Source organism: Methylobacterium persicinum, assembly GCF_022179525.1.
Taxonomy (GTDB): Bacteria; Pseudomonadota; Alphaproteobacteria; order Rhizobiales; family Beijerinckiaceae; genus Methylobacterium; species Methylobacterium persicinum.
Window position 1 is genome coordinate 37,251 of record NZ_BPQX01000032.1, and the last position, 16,356, is coordinate 53,606.

Here is a 16,356-nt window from a genome sequence, read left to right on the forward strand (position 1 = left end):
GTCGAGGCCCGTCCGCGGTGCCGCGTCCCACGATGTTTTCACGCTCAAGGACCCGTTCATGAAGCGCCTGCTCTGTCTCGCCGGGGTCGCGACCCTGCTCCTCGGCACCGCCGCCATGGCCCAGACGCCGCCGCCTCGCGGGCCGCGCCCGGGCCCCGAGGCCGACGCGCCCCCGCCGCCTCCGCCGCCGCCGGGTGGCCCCGGCTTCGGTCGCGGGCCCGACGCGCCGCCCCCGCCCCCGCCGCCCCCACCGCCGTCGAAGGCGGCCCATTTCGTCTTCCAGCGGGGAGATGCGCGGATCGACGTCAAATGCGCCGACGACGAGCCCACCAAGGCCTGTGCCGACACGATCACGCAGCTCCTCGACAAGCTTCAGTCCATGAAGCCGGGTGACGGTCGCTGACACCCCGCTGACGGGCCACGGCCCCGTGCCGACGCCGCCTCCGGGGGCCGCGTCGGCACTTCCGAGGGGTCATTTGCCCTCTCTGGACGACAGACCTCCGTGACACCCTCGCCCTCATTGCGAGCAGAGTGAAGCACCCCAGGGTAAGCGCCACCCCGGTCGATGGTCCGCGCTCCCGGAGTGCTTCGCTGCGCCCGTGAAGACGGTGGCCGCGGGAACGATCCTACGCGCTGGTTCCCGGCGCCTTGGTGAGCCGGCAGCCGGTGATGCGCCACTCCCCGTCGGACTGGCGCTCCAGGGTGTATTCGGCCGTCCAGTCGGTGCCGGTTTCGTCCTGAATCGCCACCGTTTGGCTCACCGACGTGTCGCCGAGGTCCCGGGCCTGACCGAACACGAAGCTCCGGTGGCGGTAGACCGGCTGGTACTGGTTGCGCACCATCCCGAGGAACAGGTCGGCGTTGGGGAAGATCTGCCGGATCGCCGGCGCGGCCTGGGCATAGGCCGTCGGGGCATCGTCGCGGCCGAAGGCCTCGGCTTGGCGGGTGATAACGGTCCGGGCCGCCGCCTGCTCGGCCTCGCCGGCCACGGCTCCCGATCCAATGCAACCCAGCACGAGGACGAGGCAAGACAGGGCGCGCATCGCAGGTCACTCCTCGGGAGCAACCAATGATTGTAGTCGGCTCGGGGCGTCCGGCAAGCCGCCCGGGCGCTCAGGCCGAGACGGTCATGGACAGGGCGGCGAGCGGCAGGGCGACGAGGTCGATCCCCGCCGCCGCCACTGGCAGCATCGCCGGCCAGCGTCCCGCCCCCACCGGCCCCGGCCGGATGCGGGCGAAGGCGAGGACGAGCATCGGCACCAGCGGCAGCAGGTAGCGCCCCTGCGGCCCGTCGATCCGGTCTGCGCCGACGGAGGTCCAGGTCAGGTACTGCGACAGCACCACCAGCCAGAGGCTCGCCAGGGCGGCGGCCGGCAGGACGATCCGCTCGGGCCACGGAGGCGCGATCCCCTGGCGCAAAAGGAACAGGGGGCCGAGCAAGGCCAGGGCCCAGATGCCGTAGACGAAGCCGGGCAGGGGCCTGTCGAGCCAGCCGAAGATGCCGACGGCCCCCTTGGCGAGCACAGTCAGGTGCTTGATCGTACCGAAGAAATGCCCGGGCAGGGTCACGAGGCGGGCGGGCTTGTCCAAGAGGATCTGCCCCTGCGCCTTTGGATCGGTGGCGGTGAAGGTCGCCGGGCGCGGCCCGGACCAGAGGGGGCCGGCCTCGTAGGCGTAGCGCGGCACGGGGGTGGCGACGAAGGCCGTCGCCGCGGCGGTCCACACCACGGCGGGCAGGACGGCGAGGACAGCCGCCGCGAGGCGCCGCCCGGCATGGCGCGCGAGACTGCCGGTCTCGGCCCGGTTCAGGGGGACCAGCAGCATCGCGGCGAGGCCCGCATAGGGGGGTTTGGCGAGCACCACGAGGGCGATGCCGAGGATCGCCCCGGAGATTCTCAGGCGAGAGCCGGGGCCCGCCGGATCGCGGGGGGTGAGGAGCGCGGCCGACAGGGCGGACAGGGCGATGATCAGGGCGTCCTGGTTGAACGAGGCCGCCAGGGACAGGGTCATCGGCAGGGCGAGGAGCGCGAACAGCGCGGCCCGCCCGCGGGTCGCCAGGGCCAGGGCGGCCATGGCGAGGACCACGGTGGCGGTCGCGTTGGCGAGCCGACCGAGATAGACGCAGACCTCCGGCGCGAGCCCGAGGATCCGCCCCGCGGCGAGGCCCATTGCCGCCGGCGCGTAGAGGAAGGGCGGGTAGGTGCCCACCGTGTAGAGGGGCATGAACAGCCGCCCCCGGGCGTCGGGCGTTCCGTCGTCGGCCGCGAGGCCGCCGCAGAAATCCTTGGGCCGCGAGAGGGCCACCCGGATCCAGGCGGGATCGATCCGCACCCCGGCCGCCACATGGGTCGAGCCGTCGGCATAGCGCACGTTCTCCCGGTGGCCGACGAAATCCCCCTGCATGAGCGCGGCGGCGCGGGCGAGGTGGGCGGCCTCGTCGGCGACCTCGCCCGGCGGCACGATCAGCGCCAGGGCGATGCAGACAGGGGCGCAGAGGCACAGATAGGCGAGGCACCAGAACCGGGGCCCGGACGGGACGCGGGGCATGCGGATCACGCGGGCAGGTCTTCGCGCGACGGTGTCCCGCCCGGAAGGGCATGGTCCGGCAGGGCACGACCGAGGATCCGGCGCAGGCGCATCATCAGGAGGATCGTGGCCACGGCTCCCGCGCCGAGCACGCCGAGGCGCAGCCATTCCGCTGGCCCGGCACCGGAGAGAAGGTGGCCGCCGCCCCGGCCGAGGGCCCCCAGGGCCACGTAGGCGAACAGGGCGGGGAGGGCGGCCAGGGTGCCCAGCGCGTAGTCGCGCAGTCCCACTGCGGTCGTGCCGAGGGCGAGACTCGTCGGCGCGAAGGGCATGATCGGCGACAGCCGGATCAGGCAGACGAGGCGCCATCCTTCCTCCGCAAGCGCCCCGTCGAGGGCGGCCAGCCGCCGGCCGCCGAACCGGGCCAGGGCCCGGGCGCCGAGCACCGTCCGGGCGAGGCCGAAGGTGACGAGGGCACCGGCCAGGGTACCCGCCGCCGCCACGACAAACCCTTCCACCGGCCCGAGGAGGGCGCCGGCGGCGATGCCGATCCCGGAGGCGGGCACCACGCCGGACGCCGCCACGAGCGCCTGGACGGCAAGGATGATCGCCGGCCCGGAGGGGCCGAGGCCCTTCAGGCCGTTCGCCACGCGCTCGGCGGCGTCGGGGGCGAGGACTCCCACCGCCAGTGGCGCGGCGGCAAGGACACCGAGCAGCAGAAGGCCGGCGAGGCGGGAGGCCTTCGGCAGCATCACGGCCGGACCTCTAGGGGCTGTGCCCCATCCGCGAAGAGCGGATCCGCCTTCAGGCCGGAGCGGTGCAGGCGATAGGCGAGGCTCGTGCGCAGGACCCCGAGGCCGTAGATGCACGAGCGCCGGAAGTTAATGGACGAGGCGTCGTCGAAATAGCGGGTGGGGCAGGAGATCTCGCCGATCCGAAAACCCTGGTGCATCGCCTGGGCGAGCATCTCGTTGTCGAAGACGAAGTCGTCCGAGCAGCGGTCGAGGGGCAGGGATTCGAGGACCTTGCGGCTCCAGGCCCGGTAGCCCGAATGGTATTCGGAGAGCTTCTGCCCCATCAGCCAGTTCTGGACCAGGGTGAGGCCGCGGTTGGCGACGTACTTGTACAGGGGCATGCCCCCTGCCAGGGCGCCGTTGCCCAGGATGCGCGAGGCCAGCACCGCGTCATACTCTCCGGAGACGATCATGGAGGCCATGGCCGTCACGAGACGGGGGGCATACTGGTAGTCCGGGTGGAGCATCACCACCACGTCCGCCCCCCGCTCCAGGGCGGTTCGGTAGCAGGTCTTCTGGTTGCCGCCGTAGCCCAGGTTCGTGGCATGCCGCACCGTGTGGATGCCGAGCCGCTCGGCCACCGCCACGGTGGCGTCCCGGCTCGCATCGTCGATGAGGATCACGTCATCGACGATGTCGAAGGGGATCTCGCCGTGGGTGCGTTCGAGGGTCGCCGCCGCGTTGTAGGCAGGCAGGACGACGGTGATTCTCTGTCCGTGCAGCATCAGGCTCGTTCTTGTGGGGACTCAGGCACGCTCGCCGGAACCGGCCGGCACCGCGGGGGAGGGGGTAGACCCGGCCCGGAGGCCCGACAGGATCTCCGGCAGGGCGGCGGCCAGGAGGCAAGCGGCGCGCAGCACCTCCCGGGCCTCGGCGGGGGAGCGGCGCAGCAGGGCCTGGGTGAGGCGCAGGGGAATCTGCGCGCCGAACGCACTCGCCGTGAGGGCGAGGGCCACGGCCCGGCCGTGATGCTTGCCGGCGTAGAGGATCTCGCTGCGCAAGATGTAAAATAAGCGCCGCGCCCTGGCCTGCCGGGTGGTGCCCTGCCCGAGATGCCGGGCGCTCGGGCCGGCGAGGTGGCGGACGGCGTAGCCCGCCTCGCGCGCCCGCAGGCACAGATCGACATCCTCGTAGTAGACGAAGAACCGTTCGTCGAAGCCGCCGAGGGCGGCGAATAGGTCCCGCCGGATCATCAGGAAGGCCCCCATGACCTGATCCACAGCGCGGTCGGTCTCGTGGTCCCATTCGCGCATGAAGTGCGGCCGCGCGAGGCCCAGCCGGTCCAGGGCGAAGGCCCGGCCGAGCATGCCGGCGGGAGTCGGGGCGCGGGCGCAGGACCGGGCGGTGGTGCCGTCCGCCTCCCGCAGGCGGGCGCCGACGATCCCCCAGCCGGGCTCGACCAGCAGGGCGGCGCGGGCGCAGACGAGGGTGTCGGGCTCGACCCGGGCATCGGGGTTGAGGAACAGGATCGCCGGGGCGGTTCCCGCCGCGGCGCCCTGGTTACAGGCCCGGCCGAAGCCGAGGTTCTCGCCGTTGCGGATCAGCCGGAACGGACCGGGGAGGGCGGGCAGGCCATCGAGGGATGTGTCGGTGGAGGCGTTGTCCACCACGCTCACCGCGATACGCTCCGCCCCCTCGGACGCGGCGATGCCGGCGAGGCAGTCACGCAGGAGAGAGCCGCCGTTCCAATTGACGATGACCACGTCGAGCTCGGTCATCGTCCGAAGTCCCGCGGGGGGCCGAGACGCCCAAGCAGCCCGTCGCGGGCTGCCCCGGCGAGGCGCGCGAGGACGGCGGGTCGGCAGCCGGAATCGGCCCAGTACAGGGCCGCCTGGGCTGGCAGGTAGAGGCCCTGGGCCAGCTTCCACGACAGGGGCAGGTGCGGCAGCCGCCACGCGTAGACGCTGTTGCGCAGGTAGGTTGCCATGCGGAACAGGGGCTGGCGCGGCATGGCGATCCCGAAGGCGCGGATTGTGCCGCCGCCGACCCGGTGGGGCAGGGACGAGGCCGGGTCGAGGTAAGTGCCGCAGCCGAGGCTCCAGGCGCGGAAGCACCATTCAAGCTCGACGCCGTCGATGAAGAAATCGGTGCGGAACGGCCCCGTACGGGCGAAGGCGGCGAGATCGACGAGGGAGCCGGAGGTCGCCAGGAACTGCACCGGGCGCAATCCCGCCACCGGAGCCGCACCGGAGCGGGCGGGATAGGAGGGGGCCTTGTGCCCGGCGGCGGCGGCGGGGGCCGGCCCGACCACGGCCGGCGTCAGGCCGAGGGCGCGCAGGGCCTCGCGCCCGGCGAGGAGGGACGCGGGCAGGGCCGGATCGGCCGCCGCGTCCTGATCGAGGAGGTAGAGGCATTGCGCCCCCGCCGTCCCGGCCGCCTCCGCGAGGCGGTTCAGGGCCTCGGCGATGCCGAGATTCGTCCCATCCCCGAGGAGCGTGAAACCCGCTTCCGCCAACGCGTCCCAGGCGTCGGGCCCGAGGACGGAGTTGGCGAAGGCCAGCCGCGCGCACAGCCCCTGCGGCAGGCGCCCCGGCAGGGCCGCGATCTGCTCGGCGGTGGGGTGGAACAGGGTGATCCCGGCGGCGACCTGCGCGAGCCCCGGCGCGGGGACGGCGGTCGCCGGCTCTGGCGGCGGGGACGGCATGGGCGGCGATCCGGATGGTGGCCTTTCTGGGGAAGCTGCTGACGGCGGCAATGCGGTTTTCATGAGGCCACGCAACGGGCTTGACCAAGGTTCACGCCTCGCTCACGGGATTGTGGGCAAAAATCCCACAATCACACCGATCATGCGTTTAGAGCTGCAACGGCGCGTTGTCGATGACCTCCTTCATCACGAAGAAGGTCCGCAACTGGCGCACCCCCGGCAGGCCGAGGAGGGTGACGCTATGGAGCGCGTTGAAGTCCGCCATGTCCGACACGCGGATCTTCAGGAAGTAATCGAAATCCCCGGCCACGAGATGGCAATCGAGGACGGTGGGGATCGCTCGCACGGCAGCCTCGAAGGCGGAGAAGCTCTCCGGCGTCGAGCGGTCGAGGACCACGCCGACCATCACCAGGGTGCCGCGCCCGACCCGGGCGGGGTCGATCAGCGCCCTCACCGCCCGGACGACGCCATCCGCGAATAGGGCCTGCAGGCGGCGATGGCAGGTGGCCGCGCTGGTGTTCACCCGCTTGGCGATCTCGGCGTTGCCCATCCGGCCGTCCGCCTGCAGCAGGCGCAGGATCCGGATGTCAGTCCGGTCGAGCGAAGGCGGAACGGAAGATTCTTTCACAATGGCGCCCGGAGCCGGAAGGAAACGCGGATTTTAGCGTTACTGGCGAAACATCGTATAGACGCATGGCGAAAGATCGAGAGCACCTTTCACACCAGCTTTGCTAGCTTTGCCGGAGTTCAGTGACCCCGGAGAGACCCGATGCTGGAGAAATTCGAGCGCTATCCCCTGACCTTCGGCCCCACGCCGATCGAGCCACTGAAGCGGCTCTCGGCCCATCTCGGGGGCGGGGTCGAGATCTATGCCAAGCGCGAGGATTGCAATTCCGGCCTCGCCTATGGCGGCAACAAGCTGCGCAAGCTCGAATACATCGTCCCCGATGCCCTGAAGTCGGGGGCGGACACCCTGGTCTCCATCGGCGGCGTACAGTCGAACCACACCCGCATGGTGGCGGCGGTGGCGGCCAAGCTCGGCCTGAAGTGCCGGCTCATCCAGGAGGCCTGGGTGCCGCACGAGGATGCCGTCTACGACCGCGTGGGCAACATCCTCCTGTCGCGGCTCATGGGCGCCCAGGCGCAGCTCGTGGATGACGGGTTCGACATCGGCATCCGCGACAGCTGGAAGCGGGCGCTTGCCGAAGTCGAGGCCGAGGGCGGCAAGCCCTACGCGATCCCCGCGGGCGCCTCGGTCCACAAGTACGGCGGCCTCGGCTACGTCGGGTTCGCCGAGGAGGTCCGCGCCCAGGAGAAGGAGATGGGCCTGCGCTTCGATTACATCGTCGTCTGCACGGTGACCGGCTCCACCCATGCCGGCATGGTCGTGGGCTTCGGCGCCGACGGGCGGGCCCGCAACGTCATCGGCATCGACGCCTCCTGCACGCCCGCGCAGACCCGCGCCCAGGTGCTGGAGATCGCCCGCAACACCGCCGAACTGGTCGGTGCCGCCCGGATCGAGGACGAGGACGTCGTCATCAAGGAGGACTACGCCTATCCGGTCTACGGCGTGCCCTCGAAGGAGACCGTCGAGGCGATCCGCCTGTCGGCGCGTCTGGAGGGGATGATCACGGACCCGGTCTACGAGGGCAAGTCGATGCAGGGCATGATCGACCTCGTGAAGAAGGGCTTCTTCCCCGAAGGCTCCAAGGTGCTCTATGCCCATCTCGGCGGCGCGCCGGCACTCAACGGCTACAGCTACACCTTCCGCAACGGGTGAGGGCGGCTTCGTCAGCGCACTTTCTGCCCGCCCTCATCCTGAGGTGCCGTTGCGCAGCAGCGGCCTCGAAGGAGGGCTCCAAGGGATCGCCGCGCAGTCTGGAACCCTCCGTCTAGGCCCGCCGGGGGCGGGCACCTCGGGATTAGGTTCAAGGCCGGGACGGACGCCGGGACACGCTCCCCTACGGGGGAAGCCGCCTCGCCCGGTGCGGAGAACCGACGCCCCGTGTAGGCTGTCCCGGAACGGCGGTCCCCGCCGCCGGTTAAGGTTCCCATGATCGCACGCTTGCGGACCGCACTCGTCGTCGCGCTGTCGCTGGCCCTGCCAGCCACGGCGCGGGCGGCCTCGGCTCCCGCGGTCGAGGCCGCGCACGGCATGGTGGTGTCGTCCCGGGCGCTGGCCTCGCAGATCGGCGCCGACATCCTCGCGGCGGGCGGGAATGCGGTCGACGCGGCGGTCGCGGTCGCCTTCGCCGAGGCGGTCGTGAATCCCTGCTGCGGCAACCTGGGCGGTGGCGGCTTCCTGCTGCTGCACATGGGGGACGGCCGGAGCCGCTTCGTCAATTTCCGCGAGAAGGCCCCCGGCGCAGCGAGCCAGGACATGTATCTCGATCCGGCGGGCAAGGTCGTGAAGGGTGCCTCCCTCCGCGGCTGGAAGGCCGCCGGGGTGCCCGGGACGGTGCTCGGCCTCACCACCGCCCTCGCCCGCTACGGCACCATGCCCCTCGCGCGGATCGTGGCGCCGGCCGTCGCCCTGGCTCGGGACGGCTTCGTCCTGACCCGGGCGGACACGGACATCCTCGAGACTGGCACCGCCACCTTCGCCAGGGATCCAGCCGTCGCCCGGATCTTCCTGAGGCCGGACGGCTCGCCGTTCCGGCCGGGGGACCGGCTGGTCCAGGCCGATCTCGCCCGGACGCTCCAGGCCATCGCCGATGGCGGCGCGGATGCCTTCTACAAGGGCAGGATCCCCCAGGCCGTCGAGACCGCCTCGGGGCAAGGGGGCGGGATCCTCACCGCGGCGGATTTCGCCAGCTATACCGTCACGGAGGACGACCCGCTCGCGTGCCCGTACCGCGGCGCCACGATCCTGTCGGCGCCCCCGCCCTCCTCGGGCGGCACGACTTTGTGCGAGATCCTGGCGATCCTCGACGGCTACGATCTGGCCGGCGCGGGCTTCAACTCGGCGCGGAGCGTTCACCTGATGGTCGAGGCGATGCGCCGGGCCTACGCCGACCGCAACGCCACCCTCGGCGACCCGGCCTTCGTCGAAAACCCCGTCGCGCGGCTGATCTCGCCGGACTACGCCCGCACCCTGCGAGCCGGGATCGACCCGGACCGGGCGACCCCTTCATCCGCGATCAAGCCCGATCCGACCCTGATCCTCCCGAGGGAGCACGCCGAGACCACGCATATCTCCGTCCTTGACGAGGCGGGCAACGCGGTCTCCCTGACCTACACGATCAATGGTTATTTCGGCTCCGGCGTGATCGCCCCGGGAACCGGCTTCTTCCTCAACAACGAGATGGACGACTTCACCGTGAAGGTCGGGGTGCCGAACCTGTTCGGCCTCGTTCAGGGCACCGCCAACGCCATCGCGCCGGGCAAGCGCCCCCTCTCGTCCATGGCGCCAACCCTCGTCATGCGAGATGGTAAGCCGGTCATGGTGGTGGGCTCGCCCGGAGGCTCGCGGATCATCACCATCAACGCTCAGACGATCATCAACATGCTGGATTTCGGCATGCAGCCGCAGGAAGCGGTGGATGCCCCGCGCATCCACCACCAATGGCTGCCGGACACGGTCTACGCCGAGCCCTTCGCCCTCTCGGCGGATACCCAGGCCGCGCTGAAGGGCATGGGTCATACCCTCAGCATCCAGGTCCCCTGGGGTGCGGAAGAGCTCATCGCCGTGCGAGGCGCGCTCAAGCACGAGGAGGGGGCGGCGTCCTCGGGCAACGATGCCTCGCGCACCCGGGGCATGCAGCCGGGCCTGATCTACGGCGCCAACGACAACCGCCGTCCCGCGGGGGCCGCCATCGGCGAGTGAGGCCGGCGCGTCTTAGTTGATGAGGCAGAAGCCCGCGCCGGTGCCGACCCGCTTCTCGGGCGGGCAGGAAGGCTTCGCGGTCGTGGCGGGGGCCGGCTGGACCGAGCCCGTTGTGCCAGGTTCCGTGGCGGTCAGAAGCCCTTCGAGGCGCCGTCCCGTAAGGACCGTATGGTCACCCGTGCTGGCGGAGGCCGGAGCGGCGAGCGCGAGGCATACGGCGGCGATGGCAGCAGATCGCTTCATCGAATCGTCCCTCCTCTCTGCGACGTCCCGCCCGGAAGGGCGAGGTACCCGCGCAAGTGTCGCGGGCGCCCGTAAAGGCTTCGCTTAGAAGAAGAGTTAACGGGCCGAGTTTCCCGGGGAGGTCCGAGAGCCGTCTCTCAAAAAGACGGCCACGCCCCGGGAATGGTGGTCCCGTAGCCCCATCCGGCGAAAGGCGGGGCCGCCACCCGCTCCCGCGTTGCGGGGGGAAAGACACTGGACAGGGGACGCCCGTGCCGCCATGCGGGCCAGAGGGTACGGCTGTCCTGCACCGCCATCCGCATCAGCACCCGGTCCGAATCCTGGGAAACGCCGCCGGCGGGGCGGGCCTGCGCCGCCCCCAGGGCCGCCAGCATGGCGAAAGCCGGGAGCGCGAGACGGGGGAGGGGCGTCATCGACGGCCTCAGTAGCCGTCGTAGAGGTCGGCCGGGGCGGAGCCATACCCGTAGCCGTCGATCCCCACCGGGTCGCGATACGGCGAACGCCGAACCGGAACGGCGTAGTAGGCCGGCCGGGCGCCCATCTGATCGTCGTCGAAGGAGGCGGCACCGTATCCACCCCGGCGCTGGGCGCTGCGGATCCGGGGCTCGCCCTCGGCCATGGGGACACCCTCACCCTCGATCCGCACCTGGGTGTGGCCCATTCCCTCGGCCTTCACGAGGCCGAACAGGGTCGCGGCGTTGCGCACCGAGAGCCGCACGCAGCCGTGGGACACGGGCTGCCCGAGGCTGCGGACATGGTTGGTCCCGTGGATCGCGTGGCCCTGGTTGGTGAAGAACATCGCGAAGGGCATCGGCGCGTCGTCCCATTCCTTCGAGAAGTGGGTCCTCTCCATCCGGAACGGACGGTAGCTGCCGGACGGGGTGTCGTAGCCGGACCCGCCGGTCGAGACCGGCCAGGAGTAGCGCGGCGTGCCATCGACGGCGACGCTCATCCGCTGGGCCGACTTGTCGACGGTGATCACCACGTCGGCCATGGCCGAGGGGGCGCCCAGGATCAGCGAGAGGACGAGTCCGGAGAGGATGGTGGAAGCTCGGGCGCGCATGGATGCATCCCCAGATGGCAGCGACGGTGGAAGCAGAGCAGGGCGTTCTGCTCAAGCTACGCCCCAACGGCCGGGGGGTTCCAGACCTGCGTGGTCGAACTTGCCGCGGAAAGCTGCCGAGCGGGGCTGGATTTCCACGGCGGATCGGTGCGTGGTGCGCCGACGACAATTCCGGGACCGGCCGATGAAGCTTCTCTACTCCCCCGCCTCCCCCTATGCCCGCAAGGTGCTGGTTGTGGCCCACGAGACCGGCCAGGCCGGCGAGATCGAGGTCGTCACCGCCGGAACGTCGCCGACGGCGGGTGCCCCCGACGTCGCCCCCCACAACCCCCTGGGGAAGGTGCCGGCCCTGGTGCTCGACGACGGCACCTGCCTCTTCGACAGCCGGGTGATCTGCGAGTACCTCGACATGCGTTCGGAGGGGACGCACCTCTTTCCCGAAGGCGCCGAGCGCTGGGATGCCCTGATCCGTCAGGCCCTCGCCGACGGCATCCTCGATGCCGCCCTCATCACCCGCTACGAGCGCGTGCTCCGGCCGGAGCCCCTGCGCTGGGACGCTTGGGATGCGGGCCAGGTGGCCAAGATCCGCGCCGCCCTCGACCGGATCGAAGGGGTGGTGGCTGACATGCCCGTGCTCGATATCGGGACGGTGGCCATCGCCTGCGCCCTCGGTTACCTCGATTACCGCTTCCCCGACCTCGCATGGAGGGATGGGCGTCCCGCCACGGCCGCGTGGTACGCCGTGTTCGAGGGTCGCCCCTCGATGACCGCGACGGTGCCGCCGCAGGGGTGAGCCGAAGGGGGGGAGGGGACCCTCCCAGCCCTCCGCCCCGTGCATCGATCCAGACGGAGGCATCATCCGGATCTGGAAAAATTGATGAATAACAAAGAGCTAGTGCTCGTTCGCATGAACGAGGTGAATGCGCCGTAGCACTAGCGCGCCTCCGTCACCGTGTAGGGATGCGATGAGGCCAGGGGATCGGCGAAGAAACTGTCCACGGTCCTTGCCCCCGTCCCAAAGGTGATGAGCAGGAAGCCCCCGGCCAGGGCGAAATTCTTCAGGAAATCCCAGAACAATTCCCGGCCCTTGCCCCCGGACCAGAAGTCGCCGGGCTTCCAGAACTGCTTCCAGAGCAGGGCGGTGACGCCGCAATAGCCTGCCAGCACGAAGGCGGCGGCCCGGTCGAAGGTACCGGCCAGAATGCAGGCCGACATCCCGATCTCCACCGCCAGCCCGATCAGGATGAGCACCACGGCCGGGGCCGTCGCGTGGACCGCCTGCTTGGCCTGCCCGACCGCACCCTTGAAGTTCACGATCTTGTCGAGGGCGCTGAACGGCAGGAACAGCAGGACGAGGAGCAGGCGGACGAAGAAGGCGATGGCCACGCTGAGGCTTGTCATCCGGTCCGTTTCTCCCCCCGCGCCGGGTCGGCTGCCCACCAAAGCCGCGAGGCCGGCGAAGGTTTCTCGCCGCCGTGCTGACAGGGCCTGCGGATTGCAAGCATTCCGGGCGCGTTGCCGGCCAAATGGGCTTCTGTTCTGAGCCGCCGTTGCGTTAGTGTCGCAGCGCCCATCACGATGATGCGGGAGAGACCGGGACCACCCCCTAGAGGCGGCCCGGCGCCGACGGAGCAACCGCCCCGGAAACTCTCAGGCACCAGAACCGTGTCGTCGGGGCGATCTGGAGAGCGGTGCGGCGGTTCGTCCGCTGGCACCCGCCGAAGGGGACGTCCGTGCTCACCGCCACGCCAAGGCGGCGCCGGATCAAGCTCTCAGGCACCGGGACAGATGGGGCGCAACCGGCCGGCGACACACGACGCCGGTCCCTCGCGTCCCTCCCATGTCCCGGAGCGTTCGACCCATGACCCCCATCGCCGTGATCGGCGCCGGCATCACCGGCGTGACGACAGCCTATGCCCTGGCTATCCGGGGCTACCCCGTCACCGTCTACGACCGCAACCGCTATGCCGCGATGGAGACGTCCTTCGCCAACGGCGGCCAGCTTTCGGCCTGCAATGCCGAAGTATGGAACAAGCTCTCGACGGTGATCCAGGGCCTGCGCTGGATGGCCCGGCGCGACGCGCCATTGCTGATGAACCCGGCCCCCTCCTGGCACAAGCTGTCGTGGATGGCTGAATTCGTCCGCGAGATCGCCCATTACCGGGAGAACACCGTGGAGACCGTGCGTCTCGCGATCCGGGCGCGGGAAGCCCTCTTCGGCATGGCCCGGGCGGAGGGGATCGACTTCGACCTAAAGACCCGCGGCATCCTGCATTTCTACCGGGACGAAACCGCCTTCCGGAAGGCTGAGGCCGTCAACACCCTGCTGCGCGAGGGCGGGCTGGAGCGGCATGCCGTCACCCCGGAGGAGATCCGGACCATCGAGCCGACGCTGGCGGGCGACTATTATGGCGGGTTCTACACGCCCTCCGACGCCACCGGCGACATCCATAAGTTCACCCGCGGCCTCGCCGCCGCCTGCGCCCGCAGGGGCGTACGCTTCGTGCACGATGCCACCGTCGAGGCGATCGAGCCGGGCGGGGAGGGGGCCCACCGGATCCACTGGCGCGAGGCCGGGCGGGGCGACACGCGGATGGAGGACGCCGCCGCCGTGGTGATCTGCGCCGGCACCGGCAGCCGGCATTTCGCGGCGATGCTGGGCGACCGGGTGAACGTCTATCCGGTGAAGGGCTACTCGATCACCGTAAACCTCTACACACCCGAGGCCCGGGCCGCGGCGCCGGAGGTGAGCATCCTCGACGAGGCCACCAAGATCGTCACGAGCCGCCTCGGCGAAGACCGCTTCCGGGTGGCCGGCACCGCCGAGTTCAACGGCTTCAACCGCGACATCCGCCACGACCGCATCCAGCCCCTGGTGGACTGGACGAGGGCGCAGTTCCCCGGCGTCGACACGGACCGGGTGGTGGCCTGGAGCGGCCTGCGGCCCATGTTGCCGAACATGCTGCCCAAGGTCGGGCGCGGCCGCCGGGCCGGGGTTTTCTACAACACCGGCCACGGCCATCTCGGCTGGACCCTCTCGGGCGCCACCGCCGAACTCGTCGCCGAGGCGGTCGCGGCGGCCTCCGAGCCCGGCAGGGCCGCTGGCCTGCCCCTGGCGGCCTGACTCACCGTCCGCCCGAGGCAAGGGCCGTCCGGCCCAAAAACGAAAGAGCCCCGGCCGGACGCCGGGGCTCTTCTTGTGGTCTTGCAATCAACCCGGTCGCCGGGCGGATCAGAACCGATACTCGAACCGGCCCTTGACGCTCTGGTCGGAGGCCCGGGAGCCCACCTGCGCGCTGTAGCTCACGCCCAGCGTCATCGCCGCGCTCGCCCGGTAGTCCAGCCCGAACTCCGCCACCGCCGCGTTCCGGTCGATCGGCGTCCCGGCCACGGCGAACGGCGTCGCCCCGCCCCCGAACCCGACCAGCGCCCGGGGCACCACGTCGCCGAAGGCACGGCGCCAGCCCACGAAACCGTGCGCCATCACCGGAAGCGCCGCCGACAGGCTCACCTCGCTCCGAACGCCCAGCGTCGTCGTCCCCACATCCGCCGAACGCGAGGACACCCGCAACGCCGCCGAACCGCCCGTCTCCCGCAGGCCGTCCTGGTCCACGTGGATCACCGCCCCCTGGACCACCGGCTCCACGTAGCCCCGCGCGGCGCCCTCCGGCAGGCCGATCCGGTAGCCTACCTCCCCGAAGCCCTGCACCAGCGTGCCGTCGCCGCGCCCGTGGGCCGTGTCCATGAAGGACGGGAACAGCACCGTCCGCTGCGTCGTGGCCTGCGTCCCGCCGCCCATCACCCCGAGCTTGATGGGGACTGTCAGGAATTTCGTGCGGGAGCGGCGGTTTGACATTCAGGCCGCGGCCCGTGTGAAGCGCTCGCCGAAGAGCACGGCGAACTGGGCCCTGGCCAAGCACCACTCCCTGGCGGCCATCTTCCAGTCCTTCTGGGCCTGGTTCAAGACCAGGAAGAGCAGTTTCATGGCCGCCTCGTCATTGGGGAAGTGGCCTCTTGCCCTCACCGCTCGGCGGAGCTTGGCGTTCAGCGCCTCGATGGCGTTGGTGGTGTAGAGGATCCGCCGGACCTCGCCCGGGAAGGCATAGAACGGGATCACCTCGGTCCAGGCCCGGCGCCAGCTCATGGCGATGGCCGGATATCGGCTCCCCCAGGGCCCCGCCTCGAAGGCCGCCAGGGCCCGCTCGCCGGCGTCGGCGTCGAGGGCCCGGTAGATGTCCTTCAGGGCGGCCGCCACGGCCTTGCGGTCCTTGTAGGAGACGAAGTCGAGGCTGTGGCGCAGCAGATGGACGATGCAGGTCTGCACCGTCGCCTCGGGAAAGGTCGCGCGGATCGCGTCGGGGAAGCCCTTGAGGCCATCGACCACGGCAATCAGGAGGTCCTCCACGCCGCGGTTCTTCAGCTCGTTCATGACCCGAAGCCAGAACTTGGCGCCCTCGTTCTGCTCCAGCCACAGGCCCAGGACCTCCTTGGTCCCGTCGTGGCGCACCCCCAGGGCGACGTGCACCGCCTTGTTGCGGACCAGGCCCTCGTCGCGGATCTTCACCCGCAGGGCGTCGAAGAAGACCAGGGGATAGACAGCTTCCAGAGGCCGGCACTGCCAGGCGGCGATCTCCTCGAGCACCTGGTCGGTGACCGTCGAGATCAGGTCCGGCGAGACCTCCAGTCCATAGAGATCGCGCAGGTGACCCTGGATCTCCCGCGTGCTCATCCCCCGCGCGTACATCGAGACGATCTTCTCGTCGAAGCCGGGAAAACGCCTCTGGTATTTGGCGATCAGCTGGGGATCGAAGCTGGCGTTACGGTCGCGTGGAATCTCCAGCTCGATCGAGCCCGTCTCGGTGAGCACCGTCTTGCGGCCCGCGCCGTTGCGCCGGTTCGACACCCCGGCCGCGGCCTCGCTGGCCAGATGATGGTCCATCTCCGCGTTCAGCGCCCGCTCGGCGAGCGCCTTCTTCAACTCGTCGAAAAGGCCATCCTTGTCGAAAGCCGTCTTCGCCTCGGCGCCGTCCAAGAGCTGGTCGAGCAGCTCCGCCGATATCCTCGTCGTCTTGCGTGCAGGCATGGGGAATCACCTCCGTTCCCAATCATGCCGCTCCCGCACGAAATTCCTGACAGTCCCAGCTTGATGTCGAGCGCCCCGTACAGGGCCCCCGCATACAGCCCCCCGAACACCGTCTTCACCTCGCCCCGCGACGAGCGCAGGTTCAGCGCCAGCGTGTCGTCGGTGTAGCCCGCCGCC

18 protein-coding genes and 2 riboswitches are annotated in these 16,356 nt (G+C 70.5%); of the genes, 5 read left to right on the plus strand and 13 right to left on the minus strand.

Going from position 1 to position 16,356, the window contains the following annotated elements; genetic code table 11:
- Positions 1 to 58 precede the first annotated feature (58 nt).
- Positions 59 to 403, plus strand: coding sequence for a hypothetical protein (locus MFF22_RS13815; protein WP_238249546.1), 345 nt, complete (start codon positions 59 to 61; stop codon positions 401 to 403).
- Positions 404 to 626: 223 nt separating this feature from the next.
- Here MFF22_RS13815 and MFF22_RS13820 read toward each other — a convergent pair whose 3' ends face one another.
- The 7 genes from MFF22_RS13820 to MFF22_RS13850 form a co-directional block, all read right to left on the minus strand.
- Positions 627 to 1,043 carry a DUF4864 domain-containing protein gene (locus MFF22_RS13820; protein WP_238249547.1) on the minus strand — a complete coding sequence of 139 codons (417 nt, stop codon included), beginning with the start codon at positions 1,041 to 1,043 and terminating at the stop codon, positions 627 to 629.
- Positions 1,044 to 1,113: 70 nt separating this feature from the next.
- Positions 1,114 to 2,547 (minus strand): DUF2142 domain-containing protein, encoded by a 1,434-nt coding sequence (locus MFF22_RS13825; protein ID WP_238249548.1) that lies wholly within the window; start codon positions 2,545 to 2,547, stop codon positions 1,114 to 1,116.
- A gap of 5 nt (positions 2,548 to 2,552) precedes the next feature.
- Positions 2,553 to 3,278 carry a TVP38/TMEM64 family protein gene (locus MFF22_RS13830; RefSeq protein ID WP_238249568.1) on the minus strand — a complete coding sequence of 242 codons (726 nt, stop codon included), beginning with the start codon at positions 3,276 to 3,278 and terminating at the stop codon, positions 2,553 to 2,555.
- Complete coding sequence (locus tag MFF22_RS13835; RefSeq protein ID WP_238249549.1) at positions 3,278 to 4,045, minus strand: glycosyltransferase family 2 protein; 768 nt, start codon at positions 4,043 to 4,045, stop codon at positions 3,278 to 3,280. Before MFF22_RS13835 ends, MFF22_RS13830 begins: the two co-directional genes overlap by 1 nt.
- A 21-nt stretch (positions 4,046 to 4,066) precedes the next feature.
- The gene (locus tag MFF22_RS13840; protein WP_238249550.1) at positions 4,067 to 5,038 is read right to left on the minus strand and encodes a glycosyltransferase family 2 protein; all 972 of its coding nucleotides are present in this window, start codon (positions 5,036 to 5,038) and stop codon (positions 4,067 to 4,069) included.
- Positions 5,035 to 5,964, minus strand: a complete 930-nt coding sequence (locus MFF22_RS13845; protein WP_238249551.1) for a glycosyltransferase family protein — start codon at positions 5,962 to 5,964, stop codon at positions 5,035 to 5,037. Before MFF22_RS13845 ends, MFF22_RS13840 begins: the two co-directional genes overlap by 4 nt.
- 148 nt (positions 5,965 to 6,112) lie before the next feature.
- Positions 6,113 to 6,592 carry an Lrp/AsnC family transcriptional regulator gene (locus MFF22_RS13850; protein WP_238249552.1) on the minus strand — a complete coding sequence of 160 codons (480 nt, stop codon included), beginning with the start codon at positions 6,590 to 6,592 and terminating at the stop codon, positions 6,113 to 6,115.
- Positions 6,593 to 6,733: 141 nt separating this feature from the next.
- Between MFF22_RS13850 and MFF22_RS13855 the strand changes: the two genes are divergently transcribed.
- Both MFF22_RS13855 and ggt read left to right on the plus strand, forming a co-directional pair.
- On the plus strand, positions 6,734 to 7,744 hold the full coding sequence (locus MFF22_RS13855) for a 1-aminocyclopropane-1-carboxylate deaminase (RefSeq protein ID WP_238249553.1): 1,011 nt from the start codon (positions 6,734 to 6,736) through the stop codon (positions 7,742 to 7,744).
- A 273-nt stretch (positions 7,745 to 8,017) separates the two neighbouring features.
- On the plus strand, positions 8,018 to 9,790 hold the full coding sequence (ggt, locus tag MFF22_RS13860; protein ID WP_238249554.1) for a gamma-glutamyltransferase: 1,773 nt from the start codon (positions 8,018 to 8,020) through the stop codon (positions 9,788 to 9,790).
- Positions 9,791 to 9,802: 12 nt separating this feature from the next.
- Here ggt and MFF22_RS13865 read toward each other — a convergent pair whose 3' ends face one another.
- The 3 genes from MFF22_RS13865 to MFF22_RS13875 form a co-directional block, all read right to left on the minus strand.
- Positions 9,803 to 10,033, minus strand: coding sequence for a hypothetical protein (locus MFF22_RS13865; protein WP_238249555.1), 231 nt, complete (start codon positions 10,031 to 10,033; stop codon positions 9,803 to 9,805).
- Between the two features lie 137 nt (positions 10,034 to 10,170).
- Positions 10,171 to 10,446, minus strand: coding sequence for a hypothetical protein (locus tag MFF22_RS13870; RefSeq protein ID WP_238249556.1), 276 nt, complete (start codon positions 10,444 to 10,446; stop codon positions 10,171 to 10,173).
- Positions 10,447 to 10,454: 8 nt separating this feature from the next.
- Positions 10,455 to 11,096 (minus strand): L,D-transpeptidase, encoded by a 642-nt coding sequence (locus MFF22_RS13875; protein WP_238249557.1) that lies wholly within the window; start codon positions 11,094 to 11,096, stop codon positions 10,455 to 10,457.
- 184 nt (positions 11,097 to 11,280) lie between these two features.
- Between MFF22_RS13875 and MFF22_RS13880 the strand changes: the two genes are divergently transcribed.
- Positions 11,281 to 11,889 (plus strand): glutathione S-transferase, encoded by a 609-nt coding sequence (locus MFF22_RS13880; protein WP_238249558.1) that lies wholly within the window; start codon positions 11,281 to 11,283, stop codon positions 11,887 to 11,889.
- 140 nt (positions 11,890 to 12,029) lie between these two features.
- Here the strand turns inward: MFF22_RS13880 and MFF22_RS13885 are convergent, their stop codons facing one another.
- A complete protein-coding gene (locus MFF22_RS13885; RefSeq protein ID WP_238249559.1) occupies positions 12,030 to 12,497 on the minus strand; it encodes a DoxX family membrane protein in 468 nt (155 codons plus the stop codon).
- 173 nt (positions 12,498 to 12,670) lie between these two features.
- Positions 12,671 to 12,772: riboswitch (glycine riboswitch) on the plus strand.
- A gap of 3 nt (positions 12,773 to 12,775) precedes the next feature.
- Positions 12,776 to 12,886: riboswitch (glycine riboswitch) on the plus strand.
- A 71-nt stretch (positions 12,887 to 12,957) separates the two neighbouring features.
- Here MFF22_RS13885 and MFF22_RS13890 point away from each other — a divergent pair.
- Complete coding sequence (locus MFF22_RS13890; protein WP_238249560.1) at positions 12,958 to 14,220, plus strand: D-amino acid dehydrogenase; 1,263 nt, start codon at positions 12,958 to 12,960, stop codon at positions 14,218 to 14,220.
- A 108-nt stretch (positions 14,221 to 14,328) separates the two neighbouring features.
- Here the strand turns inward: MFF22_RS13890 and MFF22_RS13895 are convergent, their stop codons facing one another.
- Together MFF22_RS13895 and MFF22_RS13900 are read right to left on the minus strand one after the other, a co-directional pair.
- On the minus strand, positions 14,329 to 14,952 hold the full coding sequence (locus MFF22_RS13895) for an autotransporter outer membrane beta-barrel domain-containing protein (RefSeq protein ID WP_238249561.1): 624 nt from the start codon (positions 14,950 to 14,952) through the stop codon (positions 14,329 to 14,331).
- The gene (locus MFF22_RS13900) at positions 14,953 to 16,179 is read right to left on the minus strand and encodes an IS256 family transposase (protein ID WP_238249562.1); all 1,227 of its coding nucleotides are present in this window, start codon (positions 16,177 to 16,179) and stop codon (positions 14,953 to 14,955) included.
- Between the last annotated feature and the right edge of the window lie 177 nt (positions 16,180 to 16,356).